At 66.5% G+C, this 20,180-nt stretch carries 11 protein-coding genes and 2 tRNA genes; 6 read left to right on the forward strand and 7 right to left on the reverse strand.

What is annotated here, in order from left to right; all coding sequences use genetic code 11:
• Positions 1-75: 75 nt before the first annotated feature.
• Positions 76-2,115 carry a carboxypeptidase regulatory-like domain-containing protein gene (locus Q319_RS24450; protein WP_051655285.1) on the reverse strand — a complete coding sequence of 680 codons (2,040 nt, stop codon included), beginning with the start codon at positions 2,113-2,115 and terminating at the stop codon, positions 76-78.
• A 350-nt stretch (positions 2,116-2,465) separates the two neighbouring features.
• Between Q319_RS24450 and Q319_RS0110720 the strand changes: the two genes are divergently transcribed.
• The 5 genes from Q319_RS0110720 (at position 2,466) to Q319_RS0110740 (ending at position 5,709) form a co-directional block, all read left to right on the forward strand.
• The gene (locus tag Q319_RS0110720; RefSeq protein WP_029482474.1) at positions 2,466-3,011 is read left to right on the forward strand and encodes a hypothetical protein; all 546 of its coding nucleotides are present in this window, start codon (positions 2,466-2,468) and stop codon (positions 3,009-3,011) included.
• Positions 3,012-3,099: 88 nt separating this feature from the next.
• Positions 3,100-4,089, forward strand: a complete 990-nt coding sequence (locus Q319_RS0110725) for an alpha/beta hydrolase family protein (protein ID WP_029482476.1) — start codon at positions 3,100-3,102, stop codon at positions 4,087-4,089.
• A gap of 4 nt (positions 4,090-4,093) precedes the next feature.
• Positions 4,094-5,161 (forward strand): alpha/beta hydrolase family protein, encoded by a 1,068-nt coding sequence (locus Q319_RS0110730; RefSeq protein WP_029482477.1) that lies wholly within the window; start codon positions 4,094-4,096, stop codon positions 5,159-5,161.
• 237 nt (positions 5,162-5,398) lie between these two features.
• Positions 5,399-5,473 (forward strand) — tRNA-Glu (locus Q319_RS0110735).
• 159 nt (positions 5,474-5,632) lie between these two features.
• A tRNA-Ile gene (locus Q319_RS0110740) sits at positions 5,633-5,709 on the forward strand.
• 164 nt (positions 5,710-5,873) lie between these two features.
• On the opposite strand, the gene Q319_RS0110745 is transcribed toward Q319_RS0110740, so the two are convergent.
• The 5 genes from Q319_RS0110745 to Q319_RS0110765 form a co-directional block, all read right to left on the reverse strand.
• Entirely contained in the window at positions 5,874-7,340 is a 1,467-nt protein-coding gene (locus tag Q319_RS0110745) for a glutamate synthase subunit beta (protein WP_029482478.1), read from the reverse strand.
• A 137-nt stretch (positions 7,341-7,477) separates the two neighbouring features.
• A complete protein-coding gene (locus tag Q319_RS0110750; RefSeq protein ID WP_081845987.1) occupies positions 7,478-12,322 on the reverse strand; it encodes a glutamate synthase-related protein in 4,845 nt (1,614 codons plus the stop codon).
• 307 nt (positions 12,323-12,629) lie between these two features.
• Positions 12,630-13,751 carry a hypothetical protein gene (locus Q319_RS0110755; RefSeq protein WP_051655286.1) on the reverse strand — a complete coding sequence of 374 codons (1,122 nt, stop codon included), beginning with the start codon at positions 13,749-13,751 and terminating at the stop codon, positions 12,630-12,632.
• Between the two features lie 159 nt (positions 13,752-13,910).
• Complete coding sequence (locus tag Q319_RS0110760) at positions 13,911-16,781, reverse strand: LPS-assembly protein LptD (RefSeq protein ID WP_342667886.1); 2,871 nt, start codon at positions 16,779-16,781, stop codon at positions 13,911-13,913.
• Positions 16,778-18,559 carry a SpoIID/LytB domain-containing protein gene (locus Q319_RS0110765; RefSeq protein WP_342667887.1) on the reverse strand — a complete coding sequence of 594 codons (1,782 nt, stop codon included), beginning with the start codon at positions 18,557-18,559 and terminating at the stop codon, positions 16,778-16,780. The genes Q319_RS0110760 and Q319_RS0110765 overlap by 4 nt, the downstream gene beginning before the upstream one ends.
• A gap of 90 nt (positions 18,560-18,649) precedes the next feature.
• Here Q319_RS0110765 and Q319_RS0110770 point away from each other — a divergent pair, with 90 nt between their 5' ends.
• On the forward strand, positions 18,650-19,855 hold the full coding sequence (locus tag Q319_RS0110770; RefSeq protein WP_029482484.1) for an FAD-dependent oxidoreductase: 1,206 nt from the start codon (positions 18,650-18,652) through the stop codon (positions 19,853-19,855).
• Between the two features lie 20 nt (positions 19,856-19,875).
• Here the strand turns inward: Q319_RS0110770 and Q319_RS27880 are convergent.
• A partial coding sequence (locus Q319_RS27880; protein ID WP_211252346.1) for a hypothetical protein occupies positions 19,876-20,180 on the reverse strand: 305 nt, incomplete at its 5' end.

A 20,180-nucleotide genomic window follows, 5' to 3' on the forward strand; every position in this document is an offset into this window, starting at 1 on the left:
GGTGACCAGCTCTGGTGTTGTGGACCGTGCGGTGGGCTTGGGTCCAGGTTCACCCGGCGCTGGTCACCCTGGCGCTTATTTCTGACCCGTGACGAAGTCGAAGTTCTGGTTCAGGGCGCGGGTGGCCGGAATCGGCTGGAGGGCGCTGCTGGGCCATGCGTACACCGAGTAGGCGCTGACGCGGTTTCCCTCGCTGGGCAGGTACTTGTAGGCGTAGCCCGCGTACATCTGCCACTTGTAGGGGCGCAGCGGTTGCAGGGCGGGAATGCCCAGTTCGCTCAGCGGGATGCTGACGCTGTGGGCAGCGCTGTCTACCGGAAGCCGCTTGGGCTTGTCCTTGTCGAGCAGCCCAGCCGTATCGGTGTAGACGGTGTTCTTGGCTAGGCCCGAGGTGTAGACCAGGGTCTGCCCCACGGCGACGCCGTTGCCTGCGTCTCCGGTGCCCTCTTCCACCCGGAACAGGCCGAGGGTACCAGCCGCTGCCGGATTGCCGGGCATGTTGTAGCCGCTGCCGCTGAACAGGTCACGCAGTTGCAGGTTGTAGCCCGCGCCGTCCGCGCCGATGGCCAGTTGCGGGTGACCGATCACGAAGGTGGGGTTCAGTGCGACGCCCACTGTTTCGTCGCCGGGGGCCAGCAGTTTGGGCATGAACGCGGCCAGCGGGGTGGTCTGGGTGGTGTTGCTGGCGGCGGTGTTCGCGCCGCGCGCCACGACCCGGTAGGTAAAGGTCTTGCCCACGCTCAGATCGGCGCTGTTGTCACGGTAGAAGAAGGGACGCGCGAGCTGGTTGGCCGGGCATGACGCGCTCGTGCCGCCCGCCACAGTGCCCACCTTGCTGAAGGTGCTGCCGTCTGCCGCACGCTCGATGTCGAAGGCGAAGGGCGCGGCGTCGGTGTTGCACCAGCGCAGTTCCACGAAGACGCCCGATCCGTTGGGGGCCGCGTCGCCCACAGGCGCAGTCGCGTCTGCGCCGGGCAGGCTGTACGGCTGGGTCCAGGAGCCTTCCTGTTTGAGGGTATAGGCCACGGCGGCGGCATTCTTGGGGGCCGTCACGGTTGCGCTGGCCTCCTTGGCCGTGTTCTTCAGGGTGATCGGCACGAGGTACAACGAGTAGTTGTAGTTGTAATCGACAACCAGGACTTCCAGATTGAGCTTTTCGCCGGCGGCGCTGCCGAAGCCCTTGATGAAGTTGGGGGTTCCGGCGTTGGGCAGCGTCACGGCCCCGGACGTGGGCGGCGTCAACAGGTCCTGCTGCGGCGTGAAGAACCATTTGCCGTCCAGCGACGATCCTGCCACGCTGCCGGAGCCGGGCGTGCGGCCCAACTGGGCGTACATCACGCGCACCGGTCCCACGTGATTGGAGTCCGCAGCCCCGGTGATCTTAAAGTCCACGGTGTCGGTGAAGGTGGTGTCTGCCAGCGGCGTCTTGCCGTCTGCGCGCGTCAGCACCAGCTTGGCCCCGTCGGTTGTGGCGCTGGTCTCGAAGGCCGGGGGCTGGATCATGCGCACCTTGATGGTCCCGTCGGTCACCACTAGGCCGTGCAGATCGAAGCCCGCCAGCCCTGCCTTGCGCGCCTGAAGAGCGTAGGTTCCGGCGGGCAACTGCGGCGCGGTGAATGTGCCGTCGGCCCCGCTGGTTACGGTGCTGTACGTCTTGCCGCCAGACATCACCGTGATGGTGCTGCCTGCCACCGGCGCGCCGATGTTCTGATCAACGACGATGCCCTGGATCACGCCCTTGCCCAGCGGAACACTGCTCACGCTGACCGTGGCGGTGGCCTCGGCGGTGTTGCCTGCCGCGTCGCTGGCCACCGCGCGGTAGGTCAGGGAGCCGCTGGCCGCGCTACCCACCGTAGTGGTGGCGGTGTAAGGAACGGTGGTGTCTTCGTCGATCAGCGTGGTGCCCTGATAGAAGCTGACCTTGAACACGTCCACATTGTCTGCGGCGGTGGCGGTCAGGGTCACGGTGCTGCCCGGCTGCACGCTGCTGGGAGACGCCGTCAGACTGACGGTGGGCTTGGTGGTATCGCCTGTCTGGGGCGTTTCCGGGCTTCCGCAAGCGGTGAGAAGCAGCCCGGTGAGGGCCAGAAATGCGAGGGGTGAGGACCTCTTCATGTGATCTCCTTTAAACCAGTCGGTGGACGGCCTGAGCGGTCAGGTGGGGCGCTCATGTGCAATGGGAGGTGAACACAGGCCAACGAACGCCTAGAGGCGTTTCTCTGGGGCTGTGGCGCTCGATGTCGGTATCAAGCTGCTTGTGGGACGGGTGAAAGATAGCGCGTGATGCTCAGGTGAGCAAGCGCTCTGCAAAGTCTCATCTGGAAAGGTCTGAGTGGCTGAAGGCAAATGTGCGGGGCAGTGTCTGAAAACTTTACAGACGCCAGCTTCTGGCCGCCCGAAAGCGAGAGGACGGATTCATGAAGCCGCAGCCCGGTTCTCACCTGCCTGCGGCTTACTCTGTACACATGCGTTCTCTTCTGCTTGCCGCTCTGTTGCTTCCCCTGACGCTGGCCGCCTGCGGTCAACAGGGGGTCAAAGTTCCCTCCGACTACGCCCTGAGCGGCAGCCTCGGCGGCGACTGGGGCACGTCGCCGAAGCTGCGGCTGGCGCTGGTGGGAACTGGTGTGCCGGTGGCCGTGACCAACGACAGCACCATTGCCCAGAATGTGGTCAGTACAGCGGCGAATTCCTGGCAGTACGGCTTTGATCTGCCGAACATTCCCGGTGTGGCCGGGGTGTATCAGGTGGTGGCCTACGACGACGCCAACAACGACGCGCGCCTGAGTCTGGGCGAGACGGTGGCGCGCAACCGCCTGTGGCTGGTCTTCAGCCCGGCGGGCGGCACGTTCGGCCCCTTCGAGCTGCCCGACAACTGGCCCGGCGGCGGAACCGAACTGCTGCCCCAGATGACGGTCTCGCGCGGCTGGAACCTGTATGACCGCTCGCAGGCTCTGGGCGACGCCAACCCGCGTGCCGTCGGCAGGATCACGGGCTACGACATCAGCCGCTAAGCCACCGGGCCAGACCGTAAGTCTGTCTCAAGGCCCTAACGTCGGTCCTGACGCTTTTGCAGGGCGGCTCCCCCTCTAGCCTGGGAAGATGAAACCAGCTCTTTTCCTCACGTTGCCCATGCTCCTCGGCGCATCCGTTCTGGGCGCGCAGGCCGGGGCACAGTCCGCCGCCGCCCTCGCAAAAGTGGATGTGGCAGACATGGGCATCCAGACGGCCCGCGAGAAAAAATATCCCGGCAGCGCCCTGAAAGTGCTGACCAATCTGCGTGCGGGGGGCAACTACTCGCGTCAGGTGGTGTCGTATCAGTCGGGCGGACTGACCATCCGCGCCCTGCTGACCGTTCCCAGTGGCACGCCGCCAAAGGGGGGCTGGCCGGCCATCGTGTTCAACCACGGTTACGTTCCGCCCAATGTCTACCGCACCACCGAGCGCTACGTGGCGTATCAGGACGCCTTTGCCCGCGCGGGCTTCATCACCCTCAAGAGCGATTACCGGGGCCACGGCAGCAGCCAGGGTGAGGCACTGGGTGGCTACTACTCCCCTGGCTACACCGACGACGTGATGAACGCGCTGGGCAGCCTCAAGCGCGACGGGCGGGTGAATGCGGCGCGCATCGGCATGTGGGGCCATAGCATGGGCGGCTTCCTGACCCTGCGGGCGATGGTCATTGATCCCGGCAGCGTCAAGGCCGGGGTGATCTGGGCCGGGGTGGTGGGCGATTACAACGACATGATGACCAGGTGGAACAGCAAAACGCCCGCCAGCATTCCGCAGGGCGTGCTGAACCTGCGCAAGACGGCGGTGGCGAAGTACGGCACCCCGGCCAGCAATCCCAAATTCTGGAATTCATTGAGCGCCAACAGCTACCTGGGAGACCTGAACGGCCCCATCCAGCTTCACATCGGTACGGCGGACGAGGATGTGCCGGTGGTCTTTCACACCACGCTGAGCCGGGACCTGAAGGCCATCGGAAAGCCAGTGGCCAGTTACGTCTATCCCGGCGACAACCACAACCTCAGCGGCAACCTGCAAACGGCCCTGAACCGCAGCGTGCAGTTCTTCAAAGAGCATCTCTGAACGTATGAGGCGACTGATCAATTTCGTGGTGTTGCTGCTGGTGCTGGGCGCGGGCTTTGTCGCCGTGACGCAGCCGGAGAATCTGCCGTTCAGGGTGCCCTGGCAGACGCAGACGGGGGTCCCAGCGCCTGACCCGCCCCCGATGCCTGATGTGCAGCCAGACAACACCGTGCAGGCAGGGCCACTGGGCGAGATCACCGACGCGGCCATCACGGCTCTGGTGGCCCGGCAGCCCGTCAGCATCCAGGCACTGCGGGCGCGCGAGTATCCGGGCAGCAAGCTGAGTGTGGTCCGCAGCCTCAACCCCGGCAGCAACTACAGCCGACAGGTGGTGTCCTATCAATCCGACGGCCTGAAGATCTTTGCCCTGCTGACTGTTCCCGGTGGCACGCCGCCGAAGGGAGGCTGGCCCACCATCGTGTTCAATCACGGTTACATTCCGCCGGACGAGTACCGCACCACCGAGCGTTACGTGGCGTATCAGGACGCCTTTGCGCGGGCCGGGTATGTCACCCTCAAAAGCGATTACCGGGGCCACGGCGACTCCGAGGGCACGGCCCTGGGCGGCTACAACGATCCCGGCTACACCGTGGACGTGCTGAACGCCGCCGCCAGCCTCAAGGCGGACCCGCGCGTGGACCGGGGGCGCATGGGCCTGTGGGGCCACAGCATGGGCGGGCAACTGAGTCTGCGGGCCATGCTGGTGGACCCGGACCTGAAAGCCGCCTCGCTGTGGGCCGGGGTGATGGCCAGTTACGACATTCTGGCCACCGATTGGAATCCGCCAAGTGGGGAGCAGAAGCCCACGCTGGACAACCTCAACCGCCGCTACCTGCGCGCCCTGAGTCCCAACGCCTACCTGCAAGACCTGGACGGACGGCCCATCCAGCTTCATCAGGGCACCGCCGACAAGGATGTGCCCTACAGCTTTCAGAAGGATTTTGCAGACGATCTGCGCGCTGCACAGCAGCCCTTCACGGCCTACAGGTATCCCGGCGACAACCACAACCTGAGCGGCAATCTACGGCTGGCCCTGGACCGCAGTGTGGCGTTCTTCAAGGACAACCTGTGACGTGGTGGCCCCTGCGCGCCGTCCTGGAGGGCTGAAATGCCTGCGCTGCGGCGACATTCAGGCCCCTGCCAGTTCAGACGCCTGATAGACGCGCCGCTTCATCTGATGCCGGAGGATGCCCGGACGACGTGTGCCCATTGACGTATCACCTGTGCTGGGCTATGATTCACGCCGTGCTGAAAAGCACCCCTTGAAAGGGCGGCGGACACACTGAAAAAAGTGAATGCTGAAAGGTGTGGCCCCATCGTCTAACGGTTAGGACACTACCCTTTCAAGGTAGCGATACGGGTTCGAATCCCGTTGGGGTCACCAACTTGAGCCTCCGCCTCGGCGGGGGTTTTTGCTTTGTCTGTGGCACCCGGTGCAGATGCTGTCTATCGCGGATTTCTGTACCCGCATTGACACCCCGCCGCCCCCTTGCTACATTGACTGCCGCCTGTCCGGTCACGGACGTGCGGAAAGAAGCGGTGCGCGGGTGTAGCTCAGTTGGTTAGAGCGCACGCCTGATAAGCGTGAGGTCCCCAGTTCAAGTCTGGGCATCCGCACCAAACAGTAGAGAACCCCGTCCAGTACGGGGTTTTTTCGTTTTCGGAAATCTAGCCCGAACCTCGAAAAACGTCTGCATACTGGCAAGGAGCGTGGGGCTATATGCACGGTGGGAGAGGAGAAGCCGTCCTCCACTTCTCCTCCCCCACGGTTCTATCTCTTGCTGCTACCTCGGCAGCACGCTCGTGCCCATCAAATACTGATCCATCGCCCGCGCCGCCTGCCGCCCTTCGCGGATGGCCCAGACCACCAGACTCTGCCCGCGCCGCATGTCTCCCGCCGCAAACACACCGGGGAGATTGGTGACGTAGCCGCCCTCCTCCTCCGTTCCGGCCAGGGCGTTGCCGCGCGTGTCCTTGTTGATGCCGAACGCCTCCAAGACACTGCCCACCGGGCTGACAAAGCCCATCGCCAGCAGCACCAGTTCCGCCGGGTGGATTTCCTCGCTGCCCTCAATTTCCCTGAGGTGGCCGTCCACCAGTTCGATGCGGACCGTCTTGACCCCGGTGAGCTTGCCACCCTGGCCTACAAATTCCTTGGTGGCAATCGCAAATTCTCGGGTGACGCCTTCCTCATGGCTGGAGCTGGTGCGCAGCTTGAGGGGCCAGTACGGCCAGACGAGGGGTTTGTTCTCGTGTTCGGGCGGCTGGGGCATCACCTCGAACTGGGTCACCCCTGCCGCGCCGTGGCGGTTGCTGGTGCCGACGCAATCGCTGCCGGTGTCGCCGCCGCCGATCACCACGACGTGTTTGCCGTCTGCGCGCAGTTGTTTCTTGAGTTTGTCGCCCGCATTCACGCGGTTCTGGCCCGGCAGGAATTCCATCGCGTAATGCACGCCGTCCAGCTCGCGCCCTGGCACGGGCAAGTCACGGGGCTGTTCCGCACCGCCGCACAGCAACACGGCGTCGAATTCGGCGCGCAGCTCGTCGGGGGTCACGGTGACTTTGGCGAGGTTGGTCACCGTGCTTTTCCTATCCCACGTGCCCACCAACACGCCAGTTTTGAAGGTTACGCCCTCGGCCTCCATCTGATGGACACGGCGGTCAATGTGGTGCTTTTCCATCTTGAAGTCAGGGATGCCGTAGCGCAGCAGGCCGCCCACGCGGTCATTTTTCTCGAACACGGTGACGGCATGTCCGGCGCGGGCCAGTTGTTGCGCCGCCGCCAGTCCCGCCGGGCCGCTGCCGATCACGGCCACCGTTTTCCCGGTCTTGACCTGCGGCGGCTGTGGCCTGACCCACCCTTCCTGCCACGCGCGCTCGATGATCGCCAGCTCGATGGACTTGATGCCCACTGGATCGTCGTTGATGTTCAGGGTGCAGGCGGCCTCGCAGGGAGCTGGGCAGATGCGCCCGGTGAACTCCGGGAAATTGTTGGTGCTGTGCAGGGTTTCGATGGCCGAGAGCCAGTCGTTCTCGTACACCAGATTGTTGAAATCGGGAATGATGTTGCCCACCGGGCAGCCGTTGTTGCAGAACGGGATGCCGCAGTCCATGCAGCGCACGGCCTGTTTCTGGGCCGATTCGCCCGCCAGTGGCAGCACGAATTCGGCGTAATTTTTCAGGCGGGCATCGACAGGCTGATACTTCTCTTTGACGCGGGGCTGTTCGAGAAAGCCGGTGATCTTGCTCATGGGTGCCCTCCAGAGGGTCTGGGCTGTGAAGCGTGTGGAAAGTGGACGGTCTGGTCTTTCCCCTCATGGGAAGGGTGGAGCCGCGCCGCAACGAGAGGGCCGTTCAGGTCAGCACCGAAGCCGCCAGCCCCTCCCTGTTACCTCGTCAACGTGCCCTGTCCGCCTTTGCGGCTCGCCCCGGCCCGCATGTCCGTCGTGTCGGCGGCCTGCACGGTTCCGGCTTCCGGCTGGGCGGCGCGTTCTTTCAGTGCCCGCTGGTATTCCAGGGGAAAGACCTTGACGAAGCGTTTGCAGGCGTTGTCCCAGTCGTCGAGAATCTCGCTGGCGATGGCCGAACCCGTCCAGCGGTGGTGGCTCTCGATCAGCGTGCGGAGCTGGGTTTCATCGGCCTCGCCGCCGTGCAGGCTGGCCACATCGGCGCTCTGCATCTGCTCGTCGGCGGGCTGAACCCGGTGCAGGCTGACCATGCTGTGGTTGCACTTCTTCTCGAAACTGCCGTCCTCGTCGTAGACGTAGGCCACGCCGCCGCTCATGCCCGCCGCAAAGTTGCGCCCGGTCTGGCCCAGCACCACCACCGTGCCGCCGGTCATGTACTCGCAGCCGTGGTCTCCCGTGCCTTCCACCACCGCCCGCGCACCGCTCAGGCGCACGGCAAAGCGTTCCCCGGCCACGCCGCGCAGAAACGCCTCGCCCGCCGTTGCGCCGTACAGGGCGGTATTGCCGGTGATGATGTTCTGCCGCGCGTCGCCCCGGAACTCGATTGAGGGACGCACCACCATGCGCCCGCCGCTGAGGCCCTTGCCCGCGTAGTCGTTGGCGTCGCCGATCAGGTAGAGGGTCAGACCCGGAGCCAGGAACGCGCCGAAGCTCTGGCCTCCGGTGCCTTCCATCTGGATAAACACCGTCTGATCGGGCAAGCCCTCCGGGCGCACGCGAATCAGCTCGCCGGAGAGCATCGCGCCCACCGAGCGGTTGACGTTCCGCACGTCCTGAAGGAAATGCACGCGCTCGCCCTTCTCGATGGCGGGGCGGCACTTCTCGATCAGGATGCGGTCCAGCGCTCCCTCCAGGCCGTGGTCCTGCGTCCCGGTGTGGCGGTGGCCCACGTCGGGCAGGTCAGCGCGGAAGAACAATCGGCTGAAGTCCAGGCCCTGCGCCTTCCAGTGATCGATTCCGGCGCGGGTGTCCAGCAGGTCAGAGCGCCCGATCAGTTCATCGAAGCTGCGGATGCCCAGCGAGGCCATAATGGCGCGCACTTCCTCGGCCACGAAGAAGAAATAGTTGATGACGTGTTCGGGCTTGCCAGTGAAGCGGGCGCGCAGCACCGGATCCTGCGTCGCCACCCCTACCGGGCAGGTGTTCAGGTGGCACTTGCGCATCATGATGCAGCCCTGAACCACCAGCGGCGCGGTGGCGAAACCGAACTCGTCCGCGCCCAGCAGGGCGGCCACCACCACGTCGCGCCCGGTCTTGAGCTGCCCGTCGGTCTGCACCCGCACGCGGTCTCGCAGGCGGTTCAGCACTAGCGTTTGCTGCGTTTCTGCCAGCCCCATTTCCCAGGGCGTCCCGGCGTGCTTGATGCTGCTCCAGGGGGAAGCCCCGGTGCCGCCGTCATGCCCGGCGATGACGATGTGATCGGCCTTGCACTTGGCGACGCCCGCCGCAATCGTGCCGACGCCCACCTCCGACACCAGCTTGACGGAGATGTCGGCGCGCGGGTTGACGTTCTTGAGATCGTGGATGAGCTGTTTGAGATCCTCGATGGAATAGATGTCGTGGTGCGGCGGCGGGCTGATCAGGCCCACACCGGGAACGCTGTGGCGCAGGTAGCCGATATAATCCGTGACCTTGCCGCCGGGAAGCTGGCCGCCCTCGCCGGGTTTCGCGCCCTGCGCCATCTTGATCTGGATTTGATCGGCGCTGCCCAGGTAGCCGGTGGTGACGCCGAAGCGCCCGGAGGCCACCTGTTTGATCTTGGAACGCAGCGAGTCGCCGGGTTCCAGCGGGTAATCCACCTCCACGCGGCTGGCTCCCAGAATGCCGGCCAGGGTTTCGCCCTCGCCGATGACCTCGCCGCGCAGTTCTCGCTCGTAGCGGGCCGGGTCTTCGCCGCCCTCCCCGGTGTTGGATTTGCCGCCAATGCGGTTCATGGCGACGGCCAGCGTGGTGTGCGCCTCTGTGGAGATGCTGCCCAGGCTCATCGCGCCGGTGGCAAAGCGCTTGACGATCTCGGCGGCGCTCTCCACCTCCTCAATCGGTACGGGCGTCGCCTCTGCCGTTTTGAATTCGAAAAGGCCACGCAGGGTCATGTGGCGCTTGCTCTGATCGTTGATGATGCGGGCGTATTCCTCGTAGGTGGACGCCGAACCGCTGCGGGTGGCGTGTTGCAGCTTGGCAATCGCGTCCGGGGTCCACATGTGTTCCTCGCCGCGCACGCGCCACGCGTACTCGCCGCCCGCATCCAGCCCGCGCGCCAGCAGCGGGTCTGCCCCGAAGGCTGCCGCGTGCGTGCGCAGGGCTTCCTCGGCCACCTCGAAGATGCCGATGCCGCCGATCTGCGTGGCGGTACCCCGGAAATACTTCTCCACGAAGTCGGTTTGCAGGCCCATCGCCTCGAAGAGCTGCGCGCCGCAGTACGACATGTAGGTGCTGACGCCCATCTTGGACATGATCTTGCTCAGGCCCTTGCCAATGGCCTTGATGTAGTTGCGCGTGGCCTTGACCGGGCCGATGTCACTAAGGCTGGGCATGCCGGGGATTTCGGTATGCAGGTTGATCAGCGTTTCCAGCGCCAGATACGGGTGAATGGCCTCCGCACCGTAGCCTGCCAGCGCGGCGAAGTGGTGGACCTCGCGGGCGTCCCCGGTTTCCACCACCAGCCCGACTTTCATCCGCAGGCCCGCCTTGACCAGATGGTGATGCACGCTGGAGAGGGCCAGCAGCGCCGGAATCGCCACCCTTTCCCGGTCCACCCGGCGGTCAGAGATGATGATGATGTTGTGGCCGTTGTCAATCGCGTCCACCGCCCAGGCGTTGATCGTGGCGATCTTGGCCTCGATCCCTGCTGCGCCCCAGTCGGCGGGGTAAGTGATGTCCAGCTCGTAGGCGCTGAACTTGCCGCGCGTGTGTTCGCTGATGGAGCGGACGCGGGCCATGTCGTCGAAATCCAGGATGGGCTGCGCGACTTCCAGGCGCATCTGCGGGTTGACCGCGTTGATGTCCAGCAGGTTGGGGCGTGGCCCGACGAAGGAGCGCAGGCTCATGACCACCGATTCGCGGATCGGGTCAATCGGGGGGTTGGTCACCTGCGCGAACAGTTGCCGGAAGTACGAGTACAGCGGCTTGCTGCGCGCCGATAGCACGGCCAGCGGCGAGTCGTTGCCCATCGAACCCAGGCCCTCCTCGCCGGACTTTGCCATCGGCCCCATTAAGAACTTGAGGTCTTCCTGGCTGTAGCCGAACGCCTGCTGCCGGTCTAACAGCGACTCAGAGAACTGGCCCACGGTGCCAGCGTCCTCGGCGTCGGCCAGCGGGACGCGGGTGTTGTCCACCCACTGGCGGTACGGCTTGGCCGAGGCGTACTGGTTTTTCAGCTCCTCGTCCTCCACGATGCGCCCGGCTTCCAGGTCCACCATGAACATCTTTCCGGGCTGGAGCCGCCATTTCTTGACGATCCGGCTCTCTGGAATCGGCAGCACCCCCGACTCGGAGGCCAGGATCACCAGATCGTCGCGGGTCTGGATGTAACGCGCCGGGCGCAGGCCGTTGCGGTCCAGCATCGCGCCCACCTGCCGCCCGTCGGTGAAGACCATCGCGGCGGGGCCGTCCCAGGGTTCCATAAGTGCGGCGTGGTACTCGTAGAAGGCGCGGCGGCGGTCATCGATCAGGGGGTTGTCCTCCCACGCCTCGGGAATCATCATCATGGCGGCCTGGGCCATCGGATAGCCCGCCAGGGTCAGCAGTTCCAGCGCGTTGTCGAAGGTGGCGGTGTCGGACTCGCCCTCGAAGGACACCGGGTAGATCTTCTTCAGATCGTCGCCCAGCACCGGAGAGGACATCACGCCCTCGCGCGCGCGCATCCAGTTGAAGTTGCCCTTGACGGTGTTGATCTCGCCGTTGTGGGCCACCATGCGGTACGGGTGCGCCAGTTGCCACTCGGGAAAGGTATTGGTGGAAAAGCGCTGATGCACCAGGGCCAGGGCCGAGACGACACTCTGATCCTGCAAATCCAGGTAATACTCGCCCACCTGGGTTGCCAGCAGCAGGCCCTTATAAATCACCGTGCGGCACGACATGCTGGGCACGTAGTACTCGGCCCCATGCGTGAAATTCAGCGCGCGAATGGCGTTGCTGGCGCGGCGGCGAACCACGTACAGCTTGCGCTCCAGCGCGTCGGGCACCAGCGTATCCGGCCCGGCCCCGATGAAGATCTGGCGGATCACCGGCTCCTTCTCGCGCACGGTGGGACTCATGGGCATCTCGCGGTTGACCGGCACGTCGCGCCAGCCGAGGACCAACTGCCCCTCCGCCGCTACGGCCCGCTCCAGCTCCTGCTCGCAGGCGCGGCGTGAGGCGATCTCCTTGGGCAGAAAGATCATGCCCACGCCGTAGTCCCCGGCGGGGGGCAGCGTCACGTTCTGCAAGGCCATCTGGGCGCGGTAGAACTCGTCGGGAATCTGAATCAGCAGGCCCGCGCCGTCGCCCATCAGGGGGTCAGCGCCCACCGCGCCCCGGTGATCCAGGTTTTCCAGAATCTTCAGCCCCTGCTCGATGATCGAGTGCCCCTTGAGACCCTTGATGTGCGCCACGAAGCCCACCCCACAGGCATCATGTTCGCGGCCTGCATACAGCCCGTGCTGCCTTGTGGCCTCGATCTCTTCACGGGAGGGCGGCAGTGAAGGGGGCACGCCCTGGAGGGAAGTCCGTGCTTTTCCCTGGGGTTGAAGCTGGCCCGGAAGGTTCGGGTCGGTGTTGTTCGGCATAGGCACGCTCCTGTGGCTGGGAATGACAGCCCACCCGCTGTGGGCGAGGCTTCATGGAAATCACCATACAGTCGGGTGCATGTTCATGCAGGACGTTGTTTATAACGCGCCCAGCATACATTTGGCCTGTCGGATGTCAGGCGGAGGCCAATTCAGGCATTCTGTCTGGCAGGAATGGGGAATCTGGCGCGATTCTGGAGACGCCGGGTCGGAAGCAAATTCTGTCTGCGGTCTCAGCGGCAGGGGTTCCCGGCGGCGTCTGGAAACAGACCGGGCCGGTCCTCTGGCTGCGGCTCTCCTTTGAAGCTCAGTTCGCGGCGGGAACTGCGGCGGGCACCAGCCAGATCACGGCGCGGGCGTCATTCAGACCCGTCAGCAGCACGCGGGGGGTGAAGTTGCCCGATTGCAGGCCCAGCGCCGTGTTGTAGTGGGTCAGGCTGGTGGCGGTCAGGGTGTACAGGTTGCCGTCGGGGGCCAGGGTGATGTCGCGCAGGTCTGCCACGGACGCCACGGTGGACGCCGCGCGGCTGGCGTTGCCGTCCCAGACCAGCAGCGGCTGGGCATTCAGGTTGCTCAGGACGTTGCTGCGCCATGCGGCCAGCAGATTCTGGCTTCCGGCGGTGCCGCTCCACAGGCGGTCAAAGCGCCGCGCACCGAAAGCGGCCAGGGCTGCGCCGTCTGGAACGCCCGTGGCAGACAGCTTCTGCACCCCGGTATCGGTGGCGGCCAGAAGATCAGCGTTGTAGGCCACCAGATCGCGGATGGCGGGGGTAGGAAGCGGAACACTGACCACGGCCACCGTGTCACCCGTGTTCTGGAGCGCGGCACGCAGAACCTCGCTGCCGCCGCCCAGGCGCGGGCGGGCCACCACGCCCACGTCCCCGCTCACGGCCAGCCGCACGGGCGGCACATCGGTTCCCGGTGCGGGTGGCAGAAAGGTGGGCAGCGCGGCGGTCCAGATCAGGGTGCCAGCCGCGCTGTACAGCGCCAGTTGCTGCGGGCCGTTGTCGCACTGGCTCAGGGTCAGCAGGCGGTCCCGCGTAGCGCTGCTGGCTGTCTGGGTCAGACAGATGGGTGTGAACGGCAGCGTGGCGAAGGACTGGGGATCGGCCAGGGCGCTGCTCCGACTCTCGATTCCGGTTTTCAGCGTCAGGGCCAGCCGCTGACCGCTGGGGAGCGAGTTGAGAGTCACGCCGCCAGTGACCGGGACGGTTTGATCGGCGTTGACTGGCGCGGAACTGCTGTCGGCGTTGGGCGTCACGCTCCGCAGCGTCGCGCCGCCGTCCGTGAGCAGCGCCACGCGCAGGGCCACCTGGGCTTCCTCGGTGCCGGTGCAGGCCACCAGCAGGGCGGGGGTCAGGAACAGGGCGGTCAGGTGGGCCAGTGGTCTGGACAGTGATTCAGTCGAAGATTTGGTCGGGGATTTCATGGATTGGACCTCTGATTTGGAGGAGCGCCGCGTTGGCAGGCGAGGCTGGCAGGCGAGGCTGGCAGGCGAGGCGAAGAGCAAGAGGCTGGATCAGGCCAACGGGTTCAGAGGGTTCTTCTCTTCCTGTCCTCCCAGTCCCTGTCTCCCGGACTGAGCGGGTTACGGTGTGCTGGGACCCAGCAGCGGCACCTTGGCCCCGTCCGGCGTCAGGTCAAACAGGGGGTACTGGGTCTGGCCGGGCAGGCCCACCGACAGGCGGTAACGCCGCAGGCCCAGATCGGCCTCGGCCTGGATGGCCCAGCAGCAGCGGTCGATGGTCAACCCGATCACCGGGGACAGCGGCGTGGGGTTCTGGGGCACCCCATCGAGCCAGATAAAGGTCTGGCGCAGGCTGGCGGTGACGTATGCGCCCGGAACCTGATCCTTGCGGCCAATCCCCAGGCTGACCCGCAGCGGGCTGAGACTCAGGAAATCGGTGGCTTTGTCGTCCGGGTACAGGCCGCTGCGGCTGCGGGAATACTGCACGTTGCCCGACAGCGCCGCGCGGCTGCCGAACTGAACGTTGGCGTCCAGTTGCGCCTGGGCCAGCTCGGTGCGGAACTGATCCAGGCCGGGGGTGTTGACGGTGGCCGACAGCGCCAGCCGCTGTCCGGGCCGGGTCACGCTCAGGCTGCCGGAGACGGTTGGACGGGTAAAGCCGCCCCGCACCAGATCGTAGGGGCCGCCGTAGGTCAGTTGCCAGTCGTTGGCGCTGCCGTTTACCGTGCCGACGCTGAAACTCACGTTGCCGCTGTTCGGAGAGCTGCCGGGGGCCGGGTTGGGGTCCACCGGGCGGTTCAGGAGCAGGTCATGCGCGGTAGACAGCCGGTAGCGCGCCCGCCACGTCAGGCTGGCGTTGCCCACGACGCGCCCGGTGGGCGGGTACAGCGTCTCGCTTGCCGAGAAAGTGATGGGATTGAGAACCGCGTCGCGCCCCACGGAGGCGTTGATGGTGGCCCCCACCTCGTCGATCTGCGGCTTTTCGATGTTGTGGGTGGCGTAAACGCTGATCGAGTCCGCGCGGGTGGCCCCGGTCACGGTGGCGCGCAGCGTAAAGGGCGCGTACCCGTTGATGCGCGAGTAGCTGCCCGAGGCGGTCAGGGTCAGGTCCGGTGCGGGCCACGCGCTGCTGCGCCGCAGGTAGGCGGGCCGGGCGGGGACGGCGGGGCCAAATTCGCTGGCCTCGCGGGCAGGCTGCGCGGCCACCGGGGTCAGCGTGCCGGAACCCGGATCGCCCACCGTCGCGTTGTAAGAGAAGGTTTCCAGCTCTTTCGTGAACGGCTGGTAGCCCAGTTGCGCGCTCAGGCTCAGCGGCAGGCGGTTCACGTTGACGCTGAAGACGGCGGGGGCCTGCAAGTCGGGGGCCAGGAACAGGTCGCGCTGGAGCAGCACCCCGAAACTCACGTCCTTGACCGGCACGGTACTCAGGTTTAGGGTCAGTGGGGCGCTCAGCAGGCGTCCGTTCACCGCGTCGAAGGAAAAGGGACTGGTGCCCTCGCGCCGCAGGTAGCCCACGCCGAAGGCCACGGTGTTGGTGGTGTTGAAGCGCTGGGTGAGCCGGGCGTTCAGGTTCAGGTCCACGGTCCTGGCCCCGGTGCCATAATAGCGCCCGGTGAAGGTGTTGCCCAGCGCCAGATCGGCCCCTTCCCACGGCTGGGCGGTATAGGCCAGCGCGTGCTGTTCCTCCAGGCGGGTGGTGGTGATGTTCTTGCCCTGCGCTGTGGCGCTGGGAGACAGCGGGTTGCTCTGGGCGGTATAGCGGCCCGCCGTCAGGCGCGTGTCGGCGCTGAACGTTCCGTTGGTGTAGGGCTTGGGATCCAGGACCACCTCGGTCTTGCGGTACGGCGAATAGATGCCGTCCGTCGGCTCCGGCCCGAAGCGGTCCAGGTAAGAGAATTCCGCCGAGAACAGGGGGTATTCCACCTTGGCCCCAAAATCTACCCGCGTCACGCCGCGCTCAGTGCTGCTCTGGGACAGGCCGATGTCCTTGCGGGTCACGTTCAGGCGGTAATCCAGATCGCGCACGGCCAGCGACAGCGGAACGCGGCCCGTCACCCCGAAATTGATGTCGATGTCGTAGCCGGGGTTCGCGGTGCCGTCCGGGTTCAGGGGTTTGGGGTCCGCCAGCGTGTACAGGTTGAGGCGGTCCACGAAGGGCAGCGGCGCGTACGAACGCAGGGCCACGCCCGCGCCCACGCTGGGGCTGCGGTTCTGGTAGTAGCGCAGCAAGGTAGTGCCCAGCGTGCTGCTGCCCACCGAGAACGGCAGATCGGCTTCCACGGTGTAGCCGTCCACCGAACCCCGCCCGATCAGCAGGCGGGGCTGGCGTTCGGGATCGTTCAGCGGAATCACGATCACGGGCAGAAACAGCACTGGCACGTCGGCCAGGAGCAGTTGCGCGCGGTAGGCCACCAGCCGGTCACCGGGGTAAACGATCAGGCGTTCGGCGCGGAAGGCGTAGTCGTTGGGAGTGCGGCCACATTTGGCGCAGGTGGTGAAGTAGCCCCCGGTGGCGCGCAGTTGACCTGGAATGCGCTCCACCTCCTGCCCCCGGATTTCCAGATCGGCGTCGCTGATCAGCACGTCCTGTCCGGTGACCTGCTCGTCGCCCAGTTCCACCACCAGATTCTCGCCGCTGAGGTCCTGGCCGTCCTTGGCGCTGCGGTAACTGGCCGCGCCCACCAGCGTCAGCGTGCGGCGGGTGCGGTTGTACTCCACCCGTTTGGCCCGCACCACGTCGTCGTCCACGCGCAGTTCCACGTTCGCGCCGCTGATGATCACCAGTTCCTGGCCGTCCACCTGCCGCAGTTCCAGCGTGTCCGCCGAGATGATCTTGACCGTGCGCGCCTCTGCGCCGCCCAGCACGGCGGCCCCCAGCAGCCCCAGCGTGAGGGCGGTGTTGCGGGCCAGCCGCTGAAGGCTGTTCTTATGCGGCTGACGCTGAGACGGCTGACTCGGTTTGCCCGGCCCCGTCCGGCTTCCGAAGCTCACTGGACAGCCCCATTGGCGTGGGGGGCCAGATTTGCAGGAGAGGCCAGATGAGGGGGAGAGGCCAGATGGGAGGACACGGCCAGGGGTTGCCTCACGGAAGGCAGCGGGAAGGTGTCCGCCAGCACCGCCCCCCCCGACTCTGTGTTCCCGGCCAGCACGCCCAGGCTGGTGCCGGGGTAGTAAAAGCCCAGGATTTTCAGGTGGTCCTGTCCGGCTTTCGCCAGCCCCAGCGCGCCGTACTGGGACAGGCCCACGCCGTGCCCCGCACCACTGCCGCTGAGGACCAGTGCCCCCTGTCCACCGCTGAGGCCGCTCAGGGTGACGCGCGTGCCTGGCGCACCCAGCGAGCGCACGAAACCGCCCGCGTTCGCCCCTGTGATGCGCGCCGTGCCGCCGTCCCCCCTGACCGTGATTTCTTCCGGCCTGCCCGACGGACTCAGGCGCGTGATGGTCACGGCCCTCAGGCTGCCGACGCGTGCGCCGTAGCGGGCGGCAGTGGTCTGGACCTGCGCCGCCGTGACCTCGATGCGCCACCCGGCACGCGGACTGCCTGCCGAATACGGATCGGCCTGCGCCCGCAGGTAGGGCAGCGCCGTGCCCCAGACCTCGGCGCTGGAGGCGGTAAAGCCCCCGGAGTCGCTGCTGAAATAGGTGCTGGCGGGCCGCCCCGCGTAGGCGATCACCTGCGCGCGGGTGGCCGCGATGGCCGCCGTCGCCTCGGCTTTCTCGGCTTTCAGTCCGGGGTAGACCTGACAGCTCTCGGTGGCGCAGGTGTCGTAGGGGGCCGCCGGATTGATGCGGGCGGCCACGTAGGTCCGCGCGATCACCGCCTGGGCATTCAGCGCGGCGGCGGGCCACGAGGCGGGCATCTCGGCGGGCACCACGCCGCGCAGGTAATCCTCGATGTCCACCACGTTCACTCCCTGCACGCCGCCGTCCTGAACCCGCAGCAGCACGCCGCCCCGGTAGGGCTTGCCCGCGATTTCTACCATGCTGCCGGGGCTGGGCGGCAGATAGAGCGTGGAGTTGCCTGCCCCCCGCCCGTTCAGCGTGAGCTGCCCGCCGGATACCCCCACCGTCCAGGTGGTAATCGGCGACGGGGCTGCTGGCGAGAGGGGAGCAGGCTGCCCCAGCGGTGTGCCAGCGCCTGGCCCGGTCCCGGCCTGGGTCACGCGCACCGTCAAGCGTGGGGCGGCAGCCACCAGCACCCGCACATTCAGCGCGGTGGCCGGGGTGACGGCAGTGGGCGCAGTGGGCGCGGTGGCAACAGGCGCGGCAGCGATGGGCGCAGGGGGAGTGGGGGGGTTCACGGCAGGCGCGGGCGCAGATGCTGTGGGCGCAGGCGCAACAGGTCTGGGTGCCTTGACGATAGGAGCGGGGACAACAGGAGCGGGGGCCGTGGGCACAGTGACAACGGGGACGGGTGCGGCAGGAGGGGTGATGGTGGGGGCGGGTGCAGTCACTCTGGGCGCGGGGGCAACAGGAGTGGGCGCAACAGGTGCAGGAATGGCGCGGACAGGGACGACGGGCGCGGGCGCGGCAGGGACTGCCACCGTGGGCGCAGGCGCAGTAGCCGTGGGGACAGCGGCTGTGGGTGCAGCGGCTATGGGTGCAGCGCGGTAAACCGGGGCGCAGGAGTTCAGGACGCCAAGGGACAGCGCCGCGCCCACGCCCAGCAGCACGGACCGCCGCCGCAGCCCGTGCTGGGCCGTCTGGAGCTGGGCCATCTGCAACTGGGCCAGCCGGGAGGTCAGGAGGGGAAGGGAGGACTTGGACATCGTTGATGCCGAGTATAAACACCCCGCATGTGCGCCCCCGCCAGGGCGGCGTGAGAAGCCTCCGGTCAACGGTGGGCGGCGCGCGGCATCATGGCGGGTATGAACACTGCCGCTCCATCCCCGGAACCGGGTCAGGTCTGGGCGCACGTCGGTCAGCCCTTCACGCCCCGCCCCTACGACGTGGTGGTGCTGGGCGCGGGCCGCATGGGATCGGCCTTTGCCTTTTACCTGCGCCAATTGGCTCCCCACCTCTCTCTGCTGCTGCTGGAAGAAGGCGGGTTGCCTAACGAGGACGGCGCGACGCTGCTGGCCCCCGGCGTGTGGACCGCGTGGGGGGTGCCGGGGGACCGGCTGGCACAGGCGCGGTGGACCCGCGATCAACTGGAGACGGCGTTCGGGAACATCAGCTTCCAGACCCGCCCGCTGATCGAACTGTTCGCACAGGCTGGAGAGGACAGAGTCTCTTCCGCTGATGCGCTGGCCCCCCACCCGGACGCCCTGGCGATGGTGGACGTGTCCGCCCTGCCCTTCGCGCGGGTGGACGCTGGGGCCGCCACCTACCGCCCCGGCGCGCTGGCGCTGGCCGCCGCGCAGACCGCCGTGAAAGCGGGCGCGGACCTGATGCTCAATGCCCGTGCCCACGCCGTCCCTGACAATGAAGCGGGCGGCAGCGTGGTCATCGAACGCCTGAGCGTGACCAACACCCACCAGATCGTCGTCCACGAAACTCACCGCCTGCGCGCCGAAACGCTGGTGCTGGCGCTGGGCGCGGACGGCCCGCACGCGGCGGAACACGATCTGGGCGTCCACACCACCCACGCCCGCGCCTACCGCCAGACGCCGCGCCTGAACGTCCCCAGCAGAGACGACACGCCCACCCTGCGCGCCGCTGGCCTGACCCTGCGCCCTCAGAACGGCGGTTTCACCCTGATTCCGGCGGTTCACCACCGCGATCCGCACGGCTACGTGCCCACGGGCGGCCACCTGACGGGCGTGCCCACGGGCCTGCGCCGCGAGACGCTGGAGGATCTGGTGGCCCTGATGGACGCCCTGCCGCCGCTGGGCACCGGGGCGTTGGGTCTGGGCCGCAGCATCAGCGACATTCCCGGCGCGTGGCTGGCGTTGCCGGGCGGGCGGGCGGACGGGTTGCCGCTGCATCAGACGCTTTCGGGCGGCGTTCATCTGCTGCTAGGCGGCCCGCACGCCGATACGCTGGGACTGGTGGTGGCCCACGATCTGGCGGCGGCGGTGGCCGGGGTGGCGGAGAGGCCGTGGGTGGGCGGCGCGTCCGTCTAAGTTCGACTTTGTCCATTTTTTCAGGCGGCGCTGAGAGAAATCTCAGCGCCGCCTGAAACCATTTGGAGATGTTCAAAGTCCCAAAATGGTTCACCGATGTTATCGCCCCTTTTGCCGAGATGTTTACCCAGCCCACCTGGATCACTGCTCAAACCTTGCTTGTCGGGTCCATCCTTGCCACCCGCAAGCGCACCATCTCTGCCCTCCTGACCTTGCTCGGCCTGAGTGATGAAACCGGATTCTCCAGATTCCATCACTTTCTCAGCCGGGCCATCTGGTTTCCATTGCAGGGCAGCCGCATTCTCTTGAGTCAATTGCTGGAAGC

Origin of the sequence: Deinococcus marmoris DSM 12784 (assembly GCF_000701405.1) — a bacterium.
Lineage (GTDB): Bacteria > Deinococcota > Deinococci > Deinococcales > Deinococcaceae > Deinococcus > Deinococcus marmoris.